Below are 16440 nucleotides of genomic sequence, written 5' to 3' on the forward strand. Positions count from 1 at the left end.
AGAGCCGTTTTACGACGGCTCTACAGCGTACTTTGTGCGTCCAAATGGACGCACGTCGCTCTAATGGTCGCCACCAGCGCCCTTGACAGGGCGGGGGTGCACACCTCATTTCGCGCTTGAGTTCGCGACTTGAGTTCACGATACGACCAACCGGCCGGGAATCATGCTTCACACGACTACAAAGCCACCGCTGACGATAAGGCTCTGCCAGCCGCGGGGCTTTTGTGCCGGCGTCGACCGCGCCATCCAGATCGTCGTGCTGGCACTGAAGAAATACGGCGCGCCGGTCTATGTCCGCCACGAGATCGTACACAATCGCTACGTCGTCGAGGGGCTGCAAAGTCTCGGTGCGGTGTTCATCGAGGAGCTTTCCGAAATACCGGCGGAGCATCGCCAGAGCCCTGTCGTCTTTTCAGCGCATGGCGTGCCGAAGTCGGTGCCGGCGGACGCCCAGGCGCGCAACCTCTTCTATCTCGACGCCACCTGCCCGCTGGTGTCGAAGGTTCACAAGCAGGCGATGCGCCATCAGCGGCTCGGCCGCCATGTGCTTCTGATCGGCCATGCTGGCCACCCGGAAGTGATCGGCACGATGGGGCAGTTGCCGGACGGCGCCGTCACCCTGATCGAGACCGAAGCCGACGCCGCGAGTTTAGTACCCGCCGACCCACAGGCGCTTGGTTTCGTCACCCAGACGACGCTGTCGGTCGAGGATACCGCCGGCATCATCCGTGCACTTGAGGATCGTTTTCCCGATTTGCAGGCGCCGGCCGCGGAATCGATCTGCTATGCCACCACCAACCGCCAGGAAGCGGTCAAGGAGACCGCCGCGGGCGCCGATCTCTTCCTGGTCGTCGGCGCGCCCAACTCCTCCAATTCGCGGCGTCTAGTCGAAGTTGCCGAACGCGCCGGCGCTTCGATGTCGCTCCTCGTGCAGCGCGCCTCCGAAATTCCGTGGAATGACATTGCCGGCATCTCGACGCTCGGTCTATCGGCGGGTGCGTCGGCGCCGGAAATCATCGTCGACGAGATCATCGATGCGTTCCGGCAGCGCTTCGACGTCACGATCGAGCTGGCGGTGACGGCGACGGAAACGGAGGATTTTCCGGTGATGCGGGTCTTGCGCGATGTCGAACTGACGAAGGCCGACATGGCCTTCGTCAACGGAGCCGCGTGAACAGCTCATGGCGGTCTACACCGACGTCAACGAAAGCGAACTCGGCGCGTTCCTGAAGGCCTATCCGGTCGGCGATCTCCTGTCCTACAAGGGCATCGCCGAAGGCACCGAGAATTCGAACTTCCTGCTGCACACGACCAGCGGCTCCTACATCCTGACGCTCTACGAAAAGCGGGTCGACAAGGCCGACCTGCCGTTCTTCCTCGGCCTCATGGGCCATCTCGCCAGGAAGGGCATTTCCTGCCCGCTTCCGGTTACCGCGCATGATGGCGGCGTCATCGGAACGCTTGCCGGCCGGCCGGCGGTGATCATCACCTTCCTCGAAGGCCTTTCGCTGCGGCGGCCGACGTCAGCGCATTGCGGCGAGGTCGGCAAGGCGCTGGCGGCACTGCATCTTGCCGGCGCCGATTTTCCGATGACCCGCCCGAACGCCCTTGCCATCGATGGCTGGCGCAAGCTGTGGAGCGCCGCTCGCCCTCGCGCCGACGAGGTCGAGCCGGGACTGGCGGCCGAAGTCGACGCCGACTTCGCCGATTTCGAGCGGAACTGGCCCAAAGGCCTCCCGCAAGGCATCATCCATGCCGATCTTTTTCCCGACAATGTCTTCTTCCTCGGCGAAAAACTGTCCGGACTGATCGACTTCTATTTCGCCTGCAATGATCTCTATGCCTTTGATGTCGCCACCTGCCTCAACGCCTGGTGCTTCGAAAAGGATTTCTCCTTCAACCTGACCAAGGGCACGGCGCTGCTTGCCGGCTACCAGAGCGTTCGGCCCCTGAGCGGCGACGAGAAAGCCGCGCTGCCGATTCTGGCGCGCGGCTCGGCGCTGCGCTTCATGCTGACCCGGCTTTACGACTGGCTGACTGTTGCCAACGGTGGGCTGGTCGTGAAACGCGACCCGACCGAGTACATCCGCAGGATGCGCTTCCACCGGGCGATCAAATCTCCTTCCGAATACGGACTGACATGACCAAACGTGTTGAAATCTTCACCGATGGTGCCTGTTCGGGCAATCCGGGGCCTGGCGGCTGGGGGGCGGTCCTGCGCTTCAACGGTGTCACAAAAGAGCTGTCGGGCGGCGAGGCCGAAACCACCAACAACCGTATGGAACTTTTGGCCGCCATCTCGGCGCTCAATGCGCTGAAGGAGCCCTGCGCGGTCGACCTTCACACCGACAGCAAATACGTCATGGATGGTATTTCCAAGTGGATCCATGGTTGGAAGAAGAACGGCTGGAAAACCGCCGACAAGAAGCCGGTCAAAAACGGCGAGTTGTGGCAGGCGCTGGATGAGGCCAACAGGCGCCATCAGGTTATTTGGAATTGGGTGAAGGGACATGCCGGACATGTCGAAAACGAGCGCGCCGATGAGCTTGCCCGCGAAGGCATGGCGCCGTTCAAGAAAGGCCCGGTCAAGACTGCTGTCGCTGCTGCGCCGAAGGAAGGCGCTCAGGCCAGGAAGCCGACGGCATCAAAACCCGTCCGGCGCTCGACCCAGAGCTATTGAGGACACTGATCCGCCATTTTCAGCGGATCAGCAGGGCCGTGCCGAAAAGCCCGAGCGCGAACACCGTATGCGACACGAGGTTGAGGGCGCGGATCTGCATTGGGTTGGGGCGCTTTGAGGCGGCCCAGCCGGCACCCATGCCGGGCGCCAGCAGGAACCAGCCGGCGCCGACGGTGACCATGCCGAGGACGAACGCCGGCAGGAAGGTCGGTGCCGCCAGCCACGCTGCCCCCACCGCCACCACCAGGATGATGCCGTAGACGATGCCGACAAAATAGTGGAAGGCCCAGCCGAGCGCCGATTCATGCGCGTAGGGTGCTGCCTCGCCGATATCGTCGTGAAAGACTTTGTCACGCAGGTGCCAGACCCAGCGGCCGACCAGTCCCCAGTTCGGCCGCGGCTGAGCAAACACCGCGTTCAGGAAAATCGCCCAGAGGTCCATGAGCGCCGTGGCGCCGATACCGATCGCCACAGCGCGCCAGAAGATGTCAAACATCATTGAGGTCCCCCAAAAAGCAGGCAATCCCTGGTTTAAGAGCCAGCGGAAAGCTGCCCAAGAATATGGGCCGCCCCGGATTCGTCGACGCCGGGCTTTGTCTCGACATTGAGCGCGGTGACCTTGCCGTCGTCGACGATCATCGAGAATCGCTTCGAACGCAGCCCCATGCCGCCGCCGGAAAGGTCGGCGTCGAGGCCGATCGATTTGGCGAAATCGCCATTACCGTCGGCAAGATAGAGGATCTTGCCTTCACCGCCGCTGAAGCGGGCCCAGGCGCCCATGACGTGAACATCGTTGACGGCGACGACGGCGATGGTGTCGACGCCGCGCGCCAGGATGGCGTCATAATTGTCCAGGTAGCCAGGCAGATGGTTGTTGCTGCAGGTCGGCGTGAAAGCGCCGGGAACGGCGAACAGCACCACCTTCTTGCCCGAGAAAATCTCGGCCGCCGTGATCACTTTCGCGCCGTCGGCAGTCATCGTCTTGAAGGTCGCATCGGGCAGTTTATCGCCAACGGCAATCGTCATCATGATCCTCGCTTGGGAAATGAAGGGAGTGTCCTTGCGATAGCGAACTCAGGCGGCTCCCGCAACCGTTGTCCGCATAGGATGGAGGAGCGGTCGTTCCTCATGCGTGTCACCGAAGCGGGCCTGTTCGACCAGCCGCCCGGCGTCAACCGGTGATGCGCCCGACCCCCCGAAGCGTTTTACGGCTCCAATCTGCCTGGACGCCCGCGTCCGAGCGCGCCATCGGCGCGTGCCTGCAGGTAGGCATAGATGTCATCCATATAGGGAGCAAAGTTGGGGTCGTCTGCGAAGCCCTTCATGACCGAAGCGCCGTTTCTCTGACCGTCGCGGACGACGCGGCGGAATGATTCAACGCCGGGCAGCCGGTCGACGAGAGAGGATGCAAAGGTCGAACCCAAGCCATCTGCGCCGTGGCAATGGTTGCAGCCCGCATGGTAACGTCGGTATCCGTTATAGGTCCGCGCATCGGCCTTGCCGTCGACAACTCTGTAGAATTTGGCGGCCGCCGCCCGATCTTGCGCGGATGCATCAGAACCAACCGCGACGCCGCAGATAACGGAACATAACAGAACCAGTTGCTGCAATGGATGCATCTTCCGTTGCCTTTGAAGCTCCTACGCAATGCGGCCGGCCGCGTTTTGTCCGAGGCAAGGCGACGTTCTTATCGTCCGGACCCTGTTCCTGTCGGCGAAGACGGCTCGAACAATCAATATGGGCAATTCGTGCGGACCAACAACGTGAAAGGATCAAGCCCGAATTCCCTCACAAGGTCACTGCCGAACCGGCCAAGCCATCGTTCCTGCGCTTCAAAGGCCGTTTTCTCGCGCTCTTCCGGGCAAGCGAACCTCATTCCGGCAACGTTCTGAATATGATGCACCATCTCATGCACAAGCACGGACTGTTCACCCGGAGTCTTGCCTGACCATCCCTCCGGCAGATAAATGGTCCTTGCTTCGTCATCGTAGACGGCAATGACATCGGATCGTTCGCCCACTATGTCCAGATAGGCATCGCCGCCACCCCACCGGTCCGACGGCACGTCCCGATGGCGCAAGCCGACCATGCGACGTTCGGATGCGAAAGCTATGGCGGGTGGTTCATTGACCGATGGGAGATCGAATTCGGACGAAAGCCAGTCCGCGATCACCTTCAGGAGGGCGGGTTCCGAATCCCGCTCCGCAACGAGTCCAGCCCCGGACAGGACCGCCTGTCGTGATAGCACGGCAGGTCTGGTGTCGGGCCGTGCAAGTTCAGACTCGTCCGCGGACGCGGCAAGTGGGGCCGATGCGACTGCACTAAGAATCCAGGGCACAATGGCCTTGATGGACACGCTCATGATGACAGTCTCCTTCCGTGGCGGCGGTGGTCTGAACACCGCCGTGATGAGGACGCGTTAAGCTCGGCCGGATGGCTACGGACCCGTCACGGGGCGACCGCGGCCGAGGCCGACACTTCGTCAACCAGATCGGCCATCGAAATAGGGTCGCTCACGACGAGCGCTTCGCCATTCCGCAGGATCTCGAAATCGACAGATTGCTGGCCGGAGGTCTGAGGCACGGAGATCGCCAAGCGCTGTCCCGGTCCGAGCGTGGAGACAAACTGGATAGGCTGCTCCTGAGCCCTAGAAGCCAGGGTTGCGACGACCCGGTAGCCGTCTTGCTCGACCGTATAATAGACAACACCAGTGAAGCTGCCGAGATGAAAGCTGTGGCCGTCCCCCGGGGGCAATTCCGAAGCGGTGGCGGCGGCAGTCATGGCGAGCAATGTCATTGCGAATGTGGCAGGATGTCTGGTCATCGTTATCTCCTCCTAAAGCAACGAACTCAGGAACAGGCTGGGATCACTCTATGCGCGGCTCCACCTGCGCGCATCGGTACGGTCGCCCAATTTTTGGCGGCCGCTTGCCTAGTTTTCGTGAACTTGGAGTATGTCGGCGGTGGACAGGAGCCACGGCTCGCCACGCAGGCGCAGGAGGACTTCCATCCGGTTGGCGGCATTGAATTTGCCGAGTACGGCGAAAACCTGATGCTCGATCGTTCGCGGCGAACGCGACAGGCTCCACACGACCTCCTGGGAGGCAAGCCAGGCTTGGACCCGGTGCAACAGCTTCTGCTGTAGAAGTCCATCCGATCCCCATTCCGAAAAGCCGAGTGCGAACAAGGCCGCTGGGAATACCCTTGGTTGCTGGGGGGAATCGAGAACTGTCGGCGGCTTGCTGCCGCAGGCCAATGGGGGATCGCTGGGTACACGAAGCAGGGGCCGCCGAGACCGCATCTGCAACATAGGTCAGCCCGATCCTCGTGCATTCACCTGTCACGAGGCAGGTGGCGATGACGAGTTCGATCATGATCTGCTCCCCTTTGGCCGGCTCCGCCGAACGCTGGCGATCTTGGGGGCAGCGTGAACCCGATCAGGTCATTCGGTAACGAGGGCGCCACGATTCGGAAGGCGAAATTGCACGAAATCTTCCCGATGGCCGGCGGAAATACTGCCATTTGCTGGAATGGCGGCGGTTTTTGCATTAAGTTCATCGTCCAGAAACGACACCGCTCGCGGGGGAGGCGTTTCAATGGATAATCGGGCGCTTAGTCTGCTTCACCTGAACGGCCGCATGGTCGACCTCCAGCGCGGGTCCGTCACGGATGAGAGCAGGCATGTCGTGACCCTGCGGCCGCAGGCGGCGGAGGTTTTGAGGGTGCTGGCCGCCAAGCCGGGCGAGATCGTCACCAAGGACGAACTGATGCAGGCGGTGTGGGGAAAGATTGCCGTAACCGACGACAGTCTCGTCCAGTGCATCATCGAGATCAGGAAGGCGCTCGGCGACGACAAGCATAAGATTGTCCGGACGCTGCCGAAGCGCGGCTACGTGCTGGAGGGGGGAGCGGGTGGCGGCCAGGCTAACGGCATTCGCTCGTTCATGCTGCGCCGACAATTCTGGTTGGGCCTCGCAGCGGGGCTAGTGATCCTCATCGGCGCGGGCGCGTATCTCCTGCCGACGACGAAAAGCAAAGCCGAGCCGCCGGCGATCGCCGTGCTGCCGTTCGAGAACATCGGCGGCGACGAGAAATGGGGCCGTTTCGCTGTCGGCGTGACGGAAGACATCATCACCGATCTCGCCCAGTTTCGCGATATTCCGGTGATCGCGCGGACATCGACCGAGGTCTACCGCGGCAAGGCGCACGATGTGCGTGAGATCGGCAGGGCGCTGAACGTCAAATACGTGCTGGAAGGCAGCCTGCAGGTCGATGGCCACCGCATGCGCGTGACGGCGCAACTCATCAATGCCGGGACAGGCGCGCATGTCTGGTCGGAACGCTATGACCGCCCCGCTGCGGAACTCCTCGATGTGCAGGACGAGATCACACACAAGATCGCGGCCACGCTGGTCGGCTGGCAAGGGCAGGTGGCGGAAGCCGAACGGGCGCAGATGCGGCGCAAGAACGCGACCGACCTCGATGCCTACGACCACTGGCTGCTCGGCATCGAGGCCAAGCATCGGATGACGCCGGAAAGCCAAGTCGAGGCCCGCGCCCATTTCGAGAAGGGGCTAACCCTCGCACCCGATTTCGTGCCTATCCTGCGCGATATCGGCCTTACCCACATTGTGGATATTGATATCGGTTCGGCGGTAGATTTCCGGACATCGATGGACGCCTTCCGGAAATATTCCGAAAGAGCCCTAAGGCTCGACCCAAACGATGCGACCGCACACCTAAATATGTCGAGCGTCGTAAGCGATACGGAACAAGCTGAACATTACCGGGAACGAGCGCTACAGCTTGCACCCAACAACCCGGACATCCTGATGCAGCTGGCTTGGGCTTGTGGTGGCCAGCAGCCGGAACGTGCTATTGCGCTCGTGGAGCGGACGCTGAGGCTCAACCCGCGCTATCCCTCCTGGTGGAACTTTCCCATCGCGCAGGCCTATTTCGCGGCGCGAAGGTTCGACAAGGCTTACGCGGCTGCAAAGCAGATCGGCGAGTCGCCCAACCAGACCGCATTTCTTGCAATGAGCGCAGCCCAGCTCGGAAAGACACAGGAGGCATCCGAGGCAGCGGCAAACGTTCTGCGGATGAAGCCGGATTGGACAGCCGAGAGCATGTTCCCTTATCCGAAGTTCAGACATGAGACTCTGCTGCCCGAAGGCGCCGCCAAGGCGGGACTGCCGGTTTGCATGACGCCGGGCCAGATCGCCTCATATTCGGGAGTCTACCGGCTCGAGGAATGCGAGGAAGAGCGGGCGAAAGCCGATACGGCAAATTAGGCCGGTCTCTCCGCACTCGGAGAGACCGATGTGCCTTTGCACACTATTGACTGTCAGCAATGATCTTCAAGAAATTTTTGGTCTGCTCGTCGTTCCTGTCGGGGATGAATATCTTCCGGATCAGCAGTCCATTCTCGGCCTCCACGAAATCGGTGCCGACAATGCGCTCGATTCCCATATCGGCGATGCCATCCCAGACGACCTCGACGCGAGAGACTAACATGTTGGCGAGCACCTGCGGCTCGGTAACCTGCCTGTCCTTGAGCCTGATGCCGACCCAGCCCTCGATGTTGGCCTTCACCGCCTCGCGATCGAGGCATGGAGAGTTCGGCGTGCAGGTCATGCCGGCCACCATGTAGGTCTTCTCGGCGAATGCCGCAGCCGCCGCCTCGGCATCACCTTGGTTAAGAGCAACGCTGTACGCCTTGTATGCGGCTAACACATCGGGTCCTGCCGCATATGGGTCGCCGGCGACTGCCGGCGAAGCGGACAAGGCGACAATCGCGACTGCGGCGTATTTTAGAAGTGACATGGTTTCCTCCTCTCAGTAGTAGGTCCCGTTGGACCTACAGGTGGAGGATGATCAGGAATGTCACGGAAGTCCCGAAACTGAGCCGAAGTCTAACTAAATGGGGACGAAATATCTGCAATGCCAAGGGGGCTGTGTGTCACGAAGGCTGACATCCCCGCTGCAATCTCGGAGAATGCTACACCTAATCGAACCCACCCTCACAAGGGTGGCTCATGGAAGGGCCCTATCGTTTTTCAACGTCTGGCCTCCTATCGGAATCCAAACTTTGCTACTGTCCGTCAGCCGTCTGCAATTGGCGCTACCTGCTCGTTCCGGTCGATGAGACGAGTGGCAACATTCCACCCCCATCGCGGCCATTTGCGGCAACCAGCTGATTGAATCTTGATGCTAGCCTAGGGGAAAGGCAGCAGGCCTTCGACCGCACCGTCGGCAGTTGTCAGCGTGTAGTAAAGTCCGCCGTCGGTCGGCGTTGTCGTCGGCCGATCGAGGATCGGCACGGTAAACACCAGCTTGCCGTCCTTCTCGCTGCGAGCCGGCACGCCGAACATGTAATCCCGCTCGCCGGCGACGAAGAAATCCGCCGCCTCCGGATTGCCCGGAAAGTTCGCCTCGACAATCAATGTCTCGAGGTCGCCCGGCAGGATATTGATGCCGAAATCGGGCCTTGCGGGGGCAGGCAAAGTTGCCCGCGCCGCCTTCACCAGCGCGGCGTCTTCGACATTGTCCGGATCGGCGCCGGGATCGACGGTCAGCTTCGTCTGCACCGGGATGCAGATCGTCTCGCAAATGCCGAGAAAGATATCGGCGTCGATGACGGCCGGCTCGTTTGGCGCCGACAGCGTGAACGTCACCGGCAGCGAAACCGGGTGGTCGTAGCCGGCCCATTTGCCGTAGCCGTCGTCATGGCGCTGCGGCGGCGGAAACGAAAATGTCGCGTTGGCAATGTTGGTGCTGGCCGAGATATCGAGCTGCGGGGGCACACCCGCGTCGCCCGGATCGCGCCAGTAGGTTTTCCAGCCGGGCTTGAGCGCAATATCGAGGACGCCATGGATGCGCCCGGCTTCATCGGGCTGGCCGCTGGTCACAAGCCGCACTCTGCCGCCTTCGCTGTCGTACCAGAGCGAAGAGGAGGCTGCGGCGGGAAGGCCTGTTCCCAATCCGACAGCGGCGCTGAGCAGCATGATTTTCAAGCTTTGCATGGCCGTGATTTGAGCGTCCGTTCATGGCTGCACAATGATTTCATGATGTCGCTGGTATCATATTTACGTGACCTCGGGCACAGCTTTGCGTGACCTTGGATGCGCAGCCGATACCAAATCGCGCGCGGCGCATCTTTTCGGCGCCCCGGAAACGCGTTACGCTCTTGGTTATGGACTTGTTGCGCCACAAGAAGATGGTCGCAGGACGCGGCTTTCTCGACGATCAGTTCCTGATTGCCATGCCCGGCATGAAGGACGACCGCTTCACGCGCTCCGTCATCTACATTTGTGCGCACAGCGACGAAGGCGCGATGGGCCTGATCATCAACCAGACGCAGCAGATGCTGTTTCCGGATCTTCTCGTGCAGCTCGGCATCATGAACGAACAGGAGGCGATCCGCTTGCCCGCGCACGCTCGCGACTTCGTCGTGCGCAACGGCGGACCGGTGGACCGCAGCCGCGGCTTCGTCCTGCACTCGGGCGACTACCGGGTGGAATCGTCGCTAACCGTCTCCGACGACATCTGCCTGACCGCGACCGTCGACATATTGCGCGCCATTTCGTCGGGCCGTGGGCCCCGGCACGCGCTGATGGCGCTCGGCTACTCGGGCTGGGGCGCCGGCCAGCTGGAAAGCGAGATCGCCGAGAATGGCTGGCTGACCTGCCCGGCAACTGCCGAGCTTCTGTTCGATACTGACATCGAGCGCAAATACGACCGGATCCTTGCTTCGATCGGCATTGACCTGGCGCATCTCAGCGTGGCCGCCGGTCACGCCTAGTTGTGAAGACCCGACACTTGGGGCCCGAATACAACAGCTGCCCTGGGTGGGATCTTGCCGTCTGAACTGACTGCCTGAATGTGAAGCCAGTGCCATGAACAGCATTTTTGACGCTGATAGTCCGAATGGCTGGTTGGGGCTGAGCGGTCATTGAACTGTTTGGGGTGGCCGCCAGCGCGCAACCATCGTTGCGCACGTTCACCGCCTAGCCGACAGATCGTCAATCGCGGACTCATTTGCTCCCGACCGCCGCACAGCAACTTTGTCTAAATTGGTCCGATGCGTCCTGTGCCGCATCGGACCAAGGGCTTTGCCGCCGGACATCAGCTTCCGCGGACAGCCTCAGCGGCGCCCCCCGGGTTGCGGCGTCGTGCGAGCCTCCCGGCAGAGACGACGCCGAGAACGGGTGACACCAGGAAAGCGCCGAACAGCAAGAGCGCGGCGCCCGAGGCACCTTCCGCGCCGCCCGGATCGCTGAGCCCGCCGAGACTGGCCACCATGCCCGCAGCCGCGGCGCTGAATGCTGTCGCATAGAGCTGGACGGTCGTGATCGAGCCTGCTGCCAGCCCCTGTTCCGACACCGGCGTCTCCTTGAAGATGTTCGTCACAAGGTGCGGCCAGGCGACACCGATGCCCAGTCCGACCAGGAGCAGGCCCGCACATATCGGCAATAGCTGCAATCCGACGCCACCCGGCACCGGAACAAAGAAAAGCAGAACCGCGAGACCGGCTAGGACAAACACGGGGCCGGTACGGATTGCGCGAATCCCCGCCTCACCGGACCGACCCGCGCTTAGCATGGAGCCGAGCGTCCAGCCCATGGCCATCAGCGCGGCGAGGTAGCCGGCGATCAAAGGCGACTGATTGTGAAGTACCTGGAGGAGATACGGCACGAAGATATCGACCTGCATCCCCGTCACCAGGAGGGCGATCGTCGCGTAGAGCGCAACAAGTCGTCCGCCGATATCGAGCGCTCCCTTCGGCAACAGGCGGACGCGCGCCTAGTTCCGCCCGCACAAGGAGCGCCGCCAGCAGCCCGGCAAGCACCAATCCCACAGCGTTCCACAAGGGATTGACGCTGACGCTCCCGGCGGAGACCGCGACCACTGAGGCAGTCAGGAGGACGAGTTGGGGGAGTGGCAGCGGCGAGGACTCGGCCTCGTCGCGACGTCCCCTCGGAAGAACCGTGATCGCGATCGCTCCGAAGATCACCGAGAGCGGAACCAGGGACCAGAATGCCGCCCGCCAGATGCTCAGTTCCGCAAACACGCCGCCAACGGCGGGACCAATCAATGTCGATACGCCCCACATTGCCGAGATCAGGCCGATGGCGCGCGACCACAGCGCCTCGGGATAGACGAGGCGGATGACAGCGTAAGCCAGGGCATAGAGAAGCCCGCCGCCAAGACCTTGCACGAAGCGTCCGGCAAGAAGCACGGGAAAGGCCGGGGCAGCCGCGCAGATCAGGGCGCCCGTTACGAACAAGGCGGTGGCGGATGCGTAGGCGCGTCCCGGACCCGCACGTTCAAGCAGGCGCGACGACAGTGCGGCGCCGAGGATCGAGGCAACCACGAACAGTGTCGTGCTCCAGGCGTAGTATTCGAGCCCGCCGATGTCTGCGACGACGGACGGCAGTATCGTGGTCACGATGTAGATGTTGAGCGCGTGCAGCGTGACGCCGCCCGCCAGGATGATGGAGTGGACGGCGTTCTTGCCGCTGAGGAGCGCAGCCCACCCCGGGCGAGCCTCGCTCGTTCCATTTTCTATCGTACTCATGGGAGACCTCCAGCAGCGATGCTGCAGTTGGAATTCGTCGGGAGTTGAAGAACGTTCGCTTCTTCGTCGAGGAACCGGCGGGTGGCGATCCACCCGCCGATCCTTGTCGATCGGCTAAGCGGCGCCGCCTTTCACCCACTGCGGCGTCGCCGTGCGGACCTCGGACGGTCCCGCGAGCAGATCGGCCGTTTCCCGCTGGTAGTCGGCGAACCAGGGCTGCTTCACGAATTCCTGACCGCTAGTCTGATCAGCGGCAAGCTGAAACACGACGACCGTATCGGGATCATTGTCATCGTAGCAGTAGTAGTAGCTGAGCGCGCCGTTACTGCCGGCGACATAGGGCCGTGCGTATTTTTCCCACACGCGCCTGACCTCGTCGCGCATGCCGGGTTTTGCCTTGTGCCTGACGAAAGTTGCGCTTTTGCTCATGATCTTCTCCTCGAACAGCGCGGCCTGCGGCCGCTGTTGGCGGGCTCGGTGCCCATGCCCCATGTGACGTTCGAGAGGAGGCATTTGTGACATCTCGGGGAAGAAAATCGCTGACGGCAATCGTAGCGCAAGCAGGCGCCACGGATTGCCGTGGAAGGTGCGTTCTCTGCCATTCCAAGCGGGTACCAAGCGTCAGGCTTCAGCACCAGTGAATGTCATCCAAAACTGCCGAACGGTTCTTGGGACACGACCTGCAAAATCAAGCCTGAGTCAGCGGATACTGTTCCTTCAGCGTCTTCAGAACCTGATCGCCGGGCATCGGTGCGCCGAACATGAAGCTCTGCACATACTCGCAGCCCATCTGGCGCAGTTCGAGCGCGTTGCTTTCGTCCGAAATGCCCTCGGCCACGACCGAAAGGCCGAGTTCATGCGCCATGTTTACCATGGATCTGAGCAGCACCGCGCGCTTCGGTGTCGCGTCGTCGACGAAGCTTTTGTCGATCTTGATCGTGTCGAAGGGGAAGCGCGTCAGATAGGCCAGCGATGAGTAGCCGGTGCCGAAATCGTCCAGCGACAGGCCGATACCAAGTTTCTTCAGCTTTGTCAGCACGTGGGCCGTCTGCTCGGGATTGTCCATCACCAGCGATTCGGTGAGTTCGAGCCGGAAGCAGCGTGGTTTCAGATTGGCCCGCGCGATCACCGAGCGGACGTCGCTGACCAGGTCACGGCGGATGAGCTGGCGGCTGGACAAGTTGACCGAAACCGACAGTGGCGCGTCGCCGATCTGCTTTTGCCATCCCGCCAGATCTTCGGCGGCCTGTTGCATGGCGAACAGGCCAAGCTGCACGATGAGGCCGCAACTCTCGGCGACCGGGATGAAATCGCCCGGCGGGATCATGCCGCGGCGCGGATGGTCCCACCGCAAAAGCGCCTCGAAGCCGGCAACACTGCCGTCTTCCAACCGAACGATGGGCTGGTAGGCGAGTGTGAATTCGCGCCGTTCGATGGCGCGGCGCAGGTCGGACTCGAACTGCAGCCGGTCGGTCCCGACAGTGCGGAAGGCGGGGCGGAACGGCTCGATCCTGTCGCCGCCGAAACGCTTGGCCTGGTGCATGGCAAGCTCGGCATCCTTGACCATGTCCTCGGCCGAACTCTGCGCCGAGGTCCAGGTAACCAGCCCGATCGACGCGGTCAGCACGATCTCGCGCTTGGCGAAGGTGATCGGGTTGTTGATCGCATGCTTTATGGCGTCGGCGACGGCCGCGATGCGGGCCGGATCCTGTTCGGAAAGCAGCATCAGCGCGAACTGGTCGCCAGCAAAGCGCGACAGCGAATCCTTCGGCTTGAGCAGCCGGTGCAGCCGGCGCGCAATGGTGAGCAGGATGGTATCGCCGGCCGAGATGCCAAGCCCGTCATTGACCTGCTTGAACCGGTCGATGTCGATGACGAAGACGGTCGGACGTACCTTCTCTTCCGTGCGCGCGATCGAGATGATCGCCTCCAGCCTGTTCATCAGCAATTCCCGGTTCGGCAGGCCGGTCAGATTGTCGTGCACGGCATCGTGCAGCAGCCTCTCCTCGGACTTCTTCTGCTCCGTCACGTCGACCATGGTGCCGACGCAGCGGATGACCTCGCCGTCCGATCCGATCACTGGTCGGGCGCGCAGCGAAAACCAGTGATAGTGCCCATCGGCACCGCGCAGGCGGAAGTTCTGCGACACCCGGCCGCGCCGGTGTTCGAGCACTACGTCGAGCGTGGTACGGAACGTGTCGCGGTCGTCGGCATGCAGCACCGGCAACCAGTTGCGGGCAGCCCCGCCCAGACTGTCGGGCGCAAGGCCAAGCTGGATGCTGACATCTGGCTTGGTGACGACGCGGTCGCGCATCACGTCCCAGTCCCACACCGTGTCGCCCGATCCGGCGACGGCCAGTGCCTGCCGTTCGAGATCGGAGAACAGGCCCTGATGCAGCGCGCCGCCGGCAAAGGCGTGCTGCATGACGGTAAAGCCGATCAGCAGGATGATGAGGATCAGCCCGCCGCCCAGCGCCGGCTGGGCGATGTCGTTGTCGAGCATGCCGGTGACCGCCATCCACGACCCGCATAGCCACAACAGCACCATCACCCAACTGGGCACCAGCATGATGGCACGGTCGTAGCCGCGTATGCCGAGGAAGACGATCAGGCCGAGGCCGGTCAGCACGGTGGCGGCGAAGGACAGCCTGGCGATGCCTGCAGCGACCGCCGGATCGACGATTGCAACGCCCGCGATCAGCACCAGCCCCAGGATCCAGACCAGCGCGCCGTAGCTGAAATGGCCATGCCATCGGTTGAGGTTGAGATAGGCGAACAGGAACACCACGAATGTCGCCGCAAGCGCCACCTCCGTTCCGGCTCGCCACATCTGCTCGTTGCCGGGCGATATTTCGATGACCTTGTTGAGAAAGCCGAAATCGATGCAGATATAGGCGAGCACCGCCCAGGCGAGTGCTGCGGTTGCCGGGAACATCGAGGTCCCCTTGACGACGAAAAGGATGGTCAAGAACAGCGCCAGCAGGCCGGCGATGCCGATGACGATGCCGCGAAACAGCGTGTAGGAATTGACCGAATCCTTGTAGGATTCCGGATCCCATAGATAGACCTGCGGCAGTTTGGGCGAGGCAAGTTCGGCAATGAAGGTGACCACCGTTCCGGGATTCAGCGTCACCCGGAACACATCGGCGTCGGGGCTGGTCTGGCGGTCGAGCGCGAAGCCCTCGCTGGGCGTGATCGCGGCAATGCGGGTCGAGCCGAGATCCGGCCAGAAGATGCCGGAATTCACCAGCCGGAAATGCGGCGCGACGATCAGCCTGTCGAGCTGCTGGTCGGTGGTGTTGGCAAGCGCGAACACCGCCCAATCGCCGGTCGAGCGCGCATCATTGGCCTCGACCTCGATGCGCCGCACGATGCCGTCCGGTCCCGGCGCGGTCGATACCTGGAAGTTCTCGCCCTGGTTCCGGTAGATTTCGACGGCGCCCGAAAGGTCGAGCGCCACGTCGTCGCGGGCGATTTTGATCGGTTCGACGGCGAAGGCCGAGGATGCCGCGCAGAGCGTGACGATTGCCGTCAGGACAAAGGCGAACAGCGACCCGATTCGCAGGAAATTCGTCAAAAATCAGTCCTTCGTTCCCGCGCCCGGCGGATCGTCCTCGATCCGGGCGTAAAGGTAATGGTCCTGCCAGATGCCGTTGATCCTGAGATAGGATCGCAGAAGTCCTTCGCGCCGGAATCCGGCTTTTTCAAGCACGCGGATCGACCGGGCGTTGTCGGGGATACAGGCAGCTTCGATCCGGTGCAACCTCAGCGTATCGAAGGCGAAGCGCACCACCACCTTGACCGCGTCGGTCATCAGGCCGCGGCCACTGTAGCGCTCGCCGACCCAGTAGCCGATATGGCCGCTTTGCGCGACGCCGTGGCGGATGTTGCCAAGGGTGATTCCGCCGACAAGCTTGCCGTTGCTTTTCTCGAAGATGAAGAAGGCTATGGCCGTTCCCTGCGCGTAATCTTCGCGATAGCGGCTGAGGCGATGCCGCCAGGCCGTGCGGTCGAGCTCGTCGGGGTTCCACCGCGGCTCCCACGGCTCCAGGAAGGCGCGGCTTTCCCCACGCAGCGCCGACCATTCGCGATAGTCGTTGGTCAGCGGCACGCGCAGCGTGACCTGATCGCCCTTCAGTGCCGGCAGGTCGCGGCGAAAGAAAGGGAGCGCGAACATGACGCTT

At 62.2% G+C, this 16440-nt stretch carries 18 protein-coding genes; 5 read left to right on the forward strand and 13 right to left on the reverse strand.

Annotated features, from left to right (window positions below):
• Positions 1-163 precede the first annotated feature (163 nt).
• From ispH to rnhA, 3 genes are read left to right on the forward strand one after another with little or no spacing between them, the layout of a single operon-like run.
• Positions 164-1174: a 4-hydroxy-3-methylbut-2-enyl diphosphate reductase gene (ispH, locus tag EJ066_RS16520; protein ID WP_126039724.1), complete on the forward strand. Its 1011-nt coding sequence runs from the start codon at positions 164-166 to the stop codon at positions 1172-1174.
• 7 nt (positions 1175-1181) lie between these two features.
• On the forward strand, positions 1182-2144 hold the full coding sequence (locus EJ066_RS16525; RefSeq protein ID WP_126039726.1) for a homoserine kinase: 963 nt from the start codon (positions 1182-1184) through the stop codon (positions 2142-2144).
• Positions 2141-2680 (forward strand): ribonuclease HI, encoded by a 540-nt coding sequence (gene rnhA, locus EJ066_RS16530; protein WP_126039728.1) that lies wholly within the window; start codon positions 2141-2143, stop codon positions 2678-2680. The genes EJ066_RS16525 and rnhA overlap by 4 nt, the downstream gene beginning before the upstream one ends.
• 19 nt (positions 2681-2699) lie before the next feature.
• Here rnhA and EJ066_RS16535 read toward each other — a convergent pair whose 3' ends face one another.
• From EJ066_RS16535 to EJ066_RS16560, 6 genes are all read right to left on the reverse strand, one after another.
• Positions 2700-3176, reverse strand: coding sequence for a DUF2938 domain-containing protein (locus tag EJ066_RS16535; RefSeq protein ID WP_126043916.1), 477 nt, complete (start codon positions 3174-3176; stop codon positions 2700-2702).
• A 35-nt stretch (positions 3177-3211) separates the two neighbouring features.
• Positions 3212-3706, reverse strand: a complete 495-nt coding sequence (locus tag EJ066_RS16540; protein ID WP_126043917.1) for a peroxiredoxin — start codon at positions 3704-3706, stop codon at positions 3212-3214.
• 179 nt (positions 3707-3885) lie between these two features.
• Entirely contained in the window at positions 3886-4299 is a 414-nt protein-coding gene (locus tag EJ066_RS16545; RefSeq protein ID WP_126039730.1) for a c-type cytochrome, read from the reverse strand.
• A gap of 113 nt (positions 4300-4412) precedes the next feature.
• A complete protein-coding gene (locus tag EJ066_RS16550; protein ID WP_126039732.1) occupies positions 4413-5042 on the reverse strand; it encodes a DUF6647 family protein in 630 nt (209 codons plus the stop codon).
• A gap of 86 nt (positions 5043-5128) precedes the next feature.
• Entirely contained in the window at positions 5129-5503 is a 375-nt protein-coding gene (locus tag EJ066_RS16555) for a hypothetical protein (protein WP_245454906.1), read from the reverse strand.
• A gap of 108 nt (positions 5504-5611) precedes the next feature.
• On the reverse strand, positions 5612-5809 hold the full coding sequence (locus EJ066_RS16560) for a hypothetical protein (RefSeq protein ID WP_126039734.1): 198 nt from the start codon (positions 5807-5809) through the stop codon (positions 5612-5614).
• A gap of 466 nt (positions 5810-6275) precedes the next feature.
• On the opposite strand from EJ066_RS16560, the gene EJ066_RS16565 reads away from it, so the two are divergent.
• A complete protein-coding gene (locus EJ066_RS16565) occupies positions 6276-7970 on the forward strand; it encodes a winged helix-turn-helix domain-containing protein (protein ID WP_189644284.1) in 1695 nt (564 codons plus the stop codon).
• Between the two features lie 43 nt (positions 7971-8013).
• Here EJ066_RS16565 and EJ066_RS16570 read toward each other — a convergent pair whose 3' ends face one another.
• Complete coding sequence (locus tag EJ066_RS16570) at positions 8014-8502, reverse strand: hypothetical protein (RefSeq protein ID WP_126039738.1); 489 nt, start codon at positions 8500-8502, stop codon at positions 8014-8016.
• Between the two features lie 392 nt (positions 8503-8894).
• Entirely contained in the window at positions 8895-9701 is an 807-nt protein-coding gene (locus EJ066_RS16575) for a protein-disulfide reductase DsbD domain-containing protein (RefSeq protein ID WP_126039740.1), read from the reverse strand.
• Positions 9702-9871: 170 nt separating this feature from the next.
• Here EJ066_RS16575 and EJ066_RS16580 point away from each other — a divergent pair, with 170 nt between their 5' ends.
• Complete coding sequence (locus EJ066_RS16580; protein WP_126039742.1) at positions 9872-10480, forward strand: YqgE/AlgH family protein; 609 nt, start codon at positions 9872-9874, stop codon at positions 10478-10480.
• Positions 10481-10803: 323 nt separating this feature from the next.
• Here EJ066_RS16580 and EJ066_RS31650 read toward each other — a convergent pair whose 3' ends face one another.
• The 5 genes from EJ066_RS31650 to EJ066_RS16600 all read right to left on the reverse strand — a co-directional run bounded on the left by EJ066_RS31650 (position 10804) and on the right by EJ066_RS16600 (position 16433).
• Positions 10804-11151 (reverse strand): hypothetical protein, encoded by a 348-nt coding sequence (locus EJ066_RS31650; RefSeq protein WP_210211025.1) that lies wholly within the window; start codon positions 11149-11151, stop codon positions 10804-10806.
• A gap of 103 nt (positions 11152-11254) precedes the next feature.
• A complete protein-coding gene (locus EJ066_RS16585; protein WP_210211026.1) occupies positions 11255-12256 on the reverse strand; it encodes an MFS transporter in 1002 nt (333 codons plus the stop codon).
• A gap of 114 nt (positions 12257-12370) precedes the next feature.
• A complete protein-coding gene (locus EJ066_RS16590) occupies positions 12371-12685 on the reverse strand; it encodes an antibiotic biosynthesis monooxygenase (protein ID WP_189644285.1) in 315 nt (104 codons plus the stop codon).
• 259 nt (positions 12686-12944) lie between these two features.
• A complete protein-coding gene (locus EJ066_RS16595; RefSeq protein WP_126039746.1) occupies positions 12945-15833 on the reverse strand; it encodes an EAL domain-containing protein in 2889 nt (962 codons plus the stop codon).
• A gap of 3 nt (positions 15834-15836) precedes the next feature.
• Positions 15837-16433 carry a GNAT family protein gene (locus tag EJ066_RS16600; protein WP_126039748.1) on the reverse strand — a complete coding sequence of 199 codons (597 nt, stop codon included), beginning with the start codon at positions 16431-16433 and terminating at the stop codon, positions 15837-15839.
• Between the last annotated feature and the right edge of the window lie 7 nt (positions 16434-16440).

Origin of the sequence: Mesorhizobium sp. M9A.F.Ca.ET.002.03.1.2 (genome assembly GCF_003952365.1) — a bacterium.
In the GTDB taxonomy this organism is placed as follows: Bacteria; Pseudomonadota; Alphaproteobacteria; order Rhizobiales; family Rhizobiaceae; genus Mesorhizobium.

What these genes read in the sequence shown, in the direction of transcription:
- EJ066_RS16585 (WP_210211026.1), bottom strand. Translation starts at nt 12,256, where the DNA reads ATGAGTACGATAGAAAATGGAACGAGCGAGGCTCGCCCGGGGTGGGCT.
- EJ066_RS16600 (WP_126039748.1), bottom strand. Translation starts at nt 16,433, where the DNA reads ATGTTCGCGCTCCCTTTCTTTCGCCGCGACCTGCCGGCACTGAAGGGC.
- EJ066_RS16570 (WP_126039738.1), bottom strand. Translation starts at nt 8,502, where the DNA reads ATGTCACTTCTAAAATACGCCGCAGTCGCGATTGTCGCCTTGTCCGCT.
- ispH (WP_126039724.1), top strand. Translation starts at nt 164, where the DNA reads ATGCTTCACACGACTACAAAGCCACCGCTGACGATAAGGCTCTGCCAG.
- EJ066_RS16545 (WP_126039730.1), bottom strand. Translation starts at nt 4,299, where the DNA reads ATGCATCCATTGCAGCAACTGGTTCTGTTATGTTCCGTTATCTGCGGC.
- EJ066_RS16580 (WP_126039742.1), top strand. Translation starts at nt 9,872, where the DNA reads ATGGACTTGTTGCGCCACAAGAAGATGGTCGCAGGACGCGGCTTTCTC.
- EJ066_RS16535 (WP_126043916.1), bottom strand. Translation starts at nt 3,176, where the DNA reads ATGTTTGACATCTTCTGGCGCGCTGTGGCGATCGGTATCGGCGCCACG.
- EJ066_RS16575 (WP_126039740.1), bottom strand. Translation starts at nt 9,701, where the DNA reads ATGCAAAGCTTGAAAATCATGCTGCTCAGCGCCGCTGTCGGATTGGGA.
- rnhA (WP_126039728.1), top strand. Translation starts at nt 2,141, where the DNA reads ATGACCAAACGTGTTGAAATCTTCACCGATGGTGCCTGTTCGGGCAAT.
- EJ066_RS16525 (WP_126039726.1), top strand. Translation starts at nt 1,182, where the DNA reads ATGGCGGTCTACACCGACGTCAACGAAAGCGAACTCGGCGCGTTCCTG.
- EJ066_RS16540 (WP_126043917.1), bottom strand. Translation starts at nt 3,706, where the DNA reads ATGACGATTGCCGTTGGCGATAAACTGCCCGATGCGACCTTCAAGACG.
- EJ066_RS16590 (WP_189644285.1), bottom strand. Translation starts at nt 12,685, where the DNA reads ATGAGCAAAAGCGCAACTTTCGTCAGGCACAAGGCAAAACCCGGCATG.
- EJ066_RS16550 (WP_126039732.1), bottom strand. Translation starts at nt 5,042, where the DNA reads ATGAGCGTGTCCATCAAGGCCATTGTGCCCTGGATTCTTAGTGCAGTC.
- EJ066_RS16555 (WP_245454906.1), bottom strand. Translation starts at nt 5,503, where the DNA reads ATGACCAGACATCCTGCCACATTCGCAATGACATTGCTCGCCATGACT.
- EJ066_RS16565 (WP_189644284.1), top strand. Translation starts at nt 6,276, where the DNA reads ATGGATAATCGGGCGCTTAGTCTGCTTCACCTGAACGGCCGCATGGTC.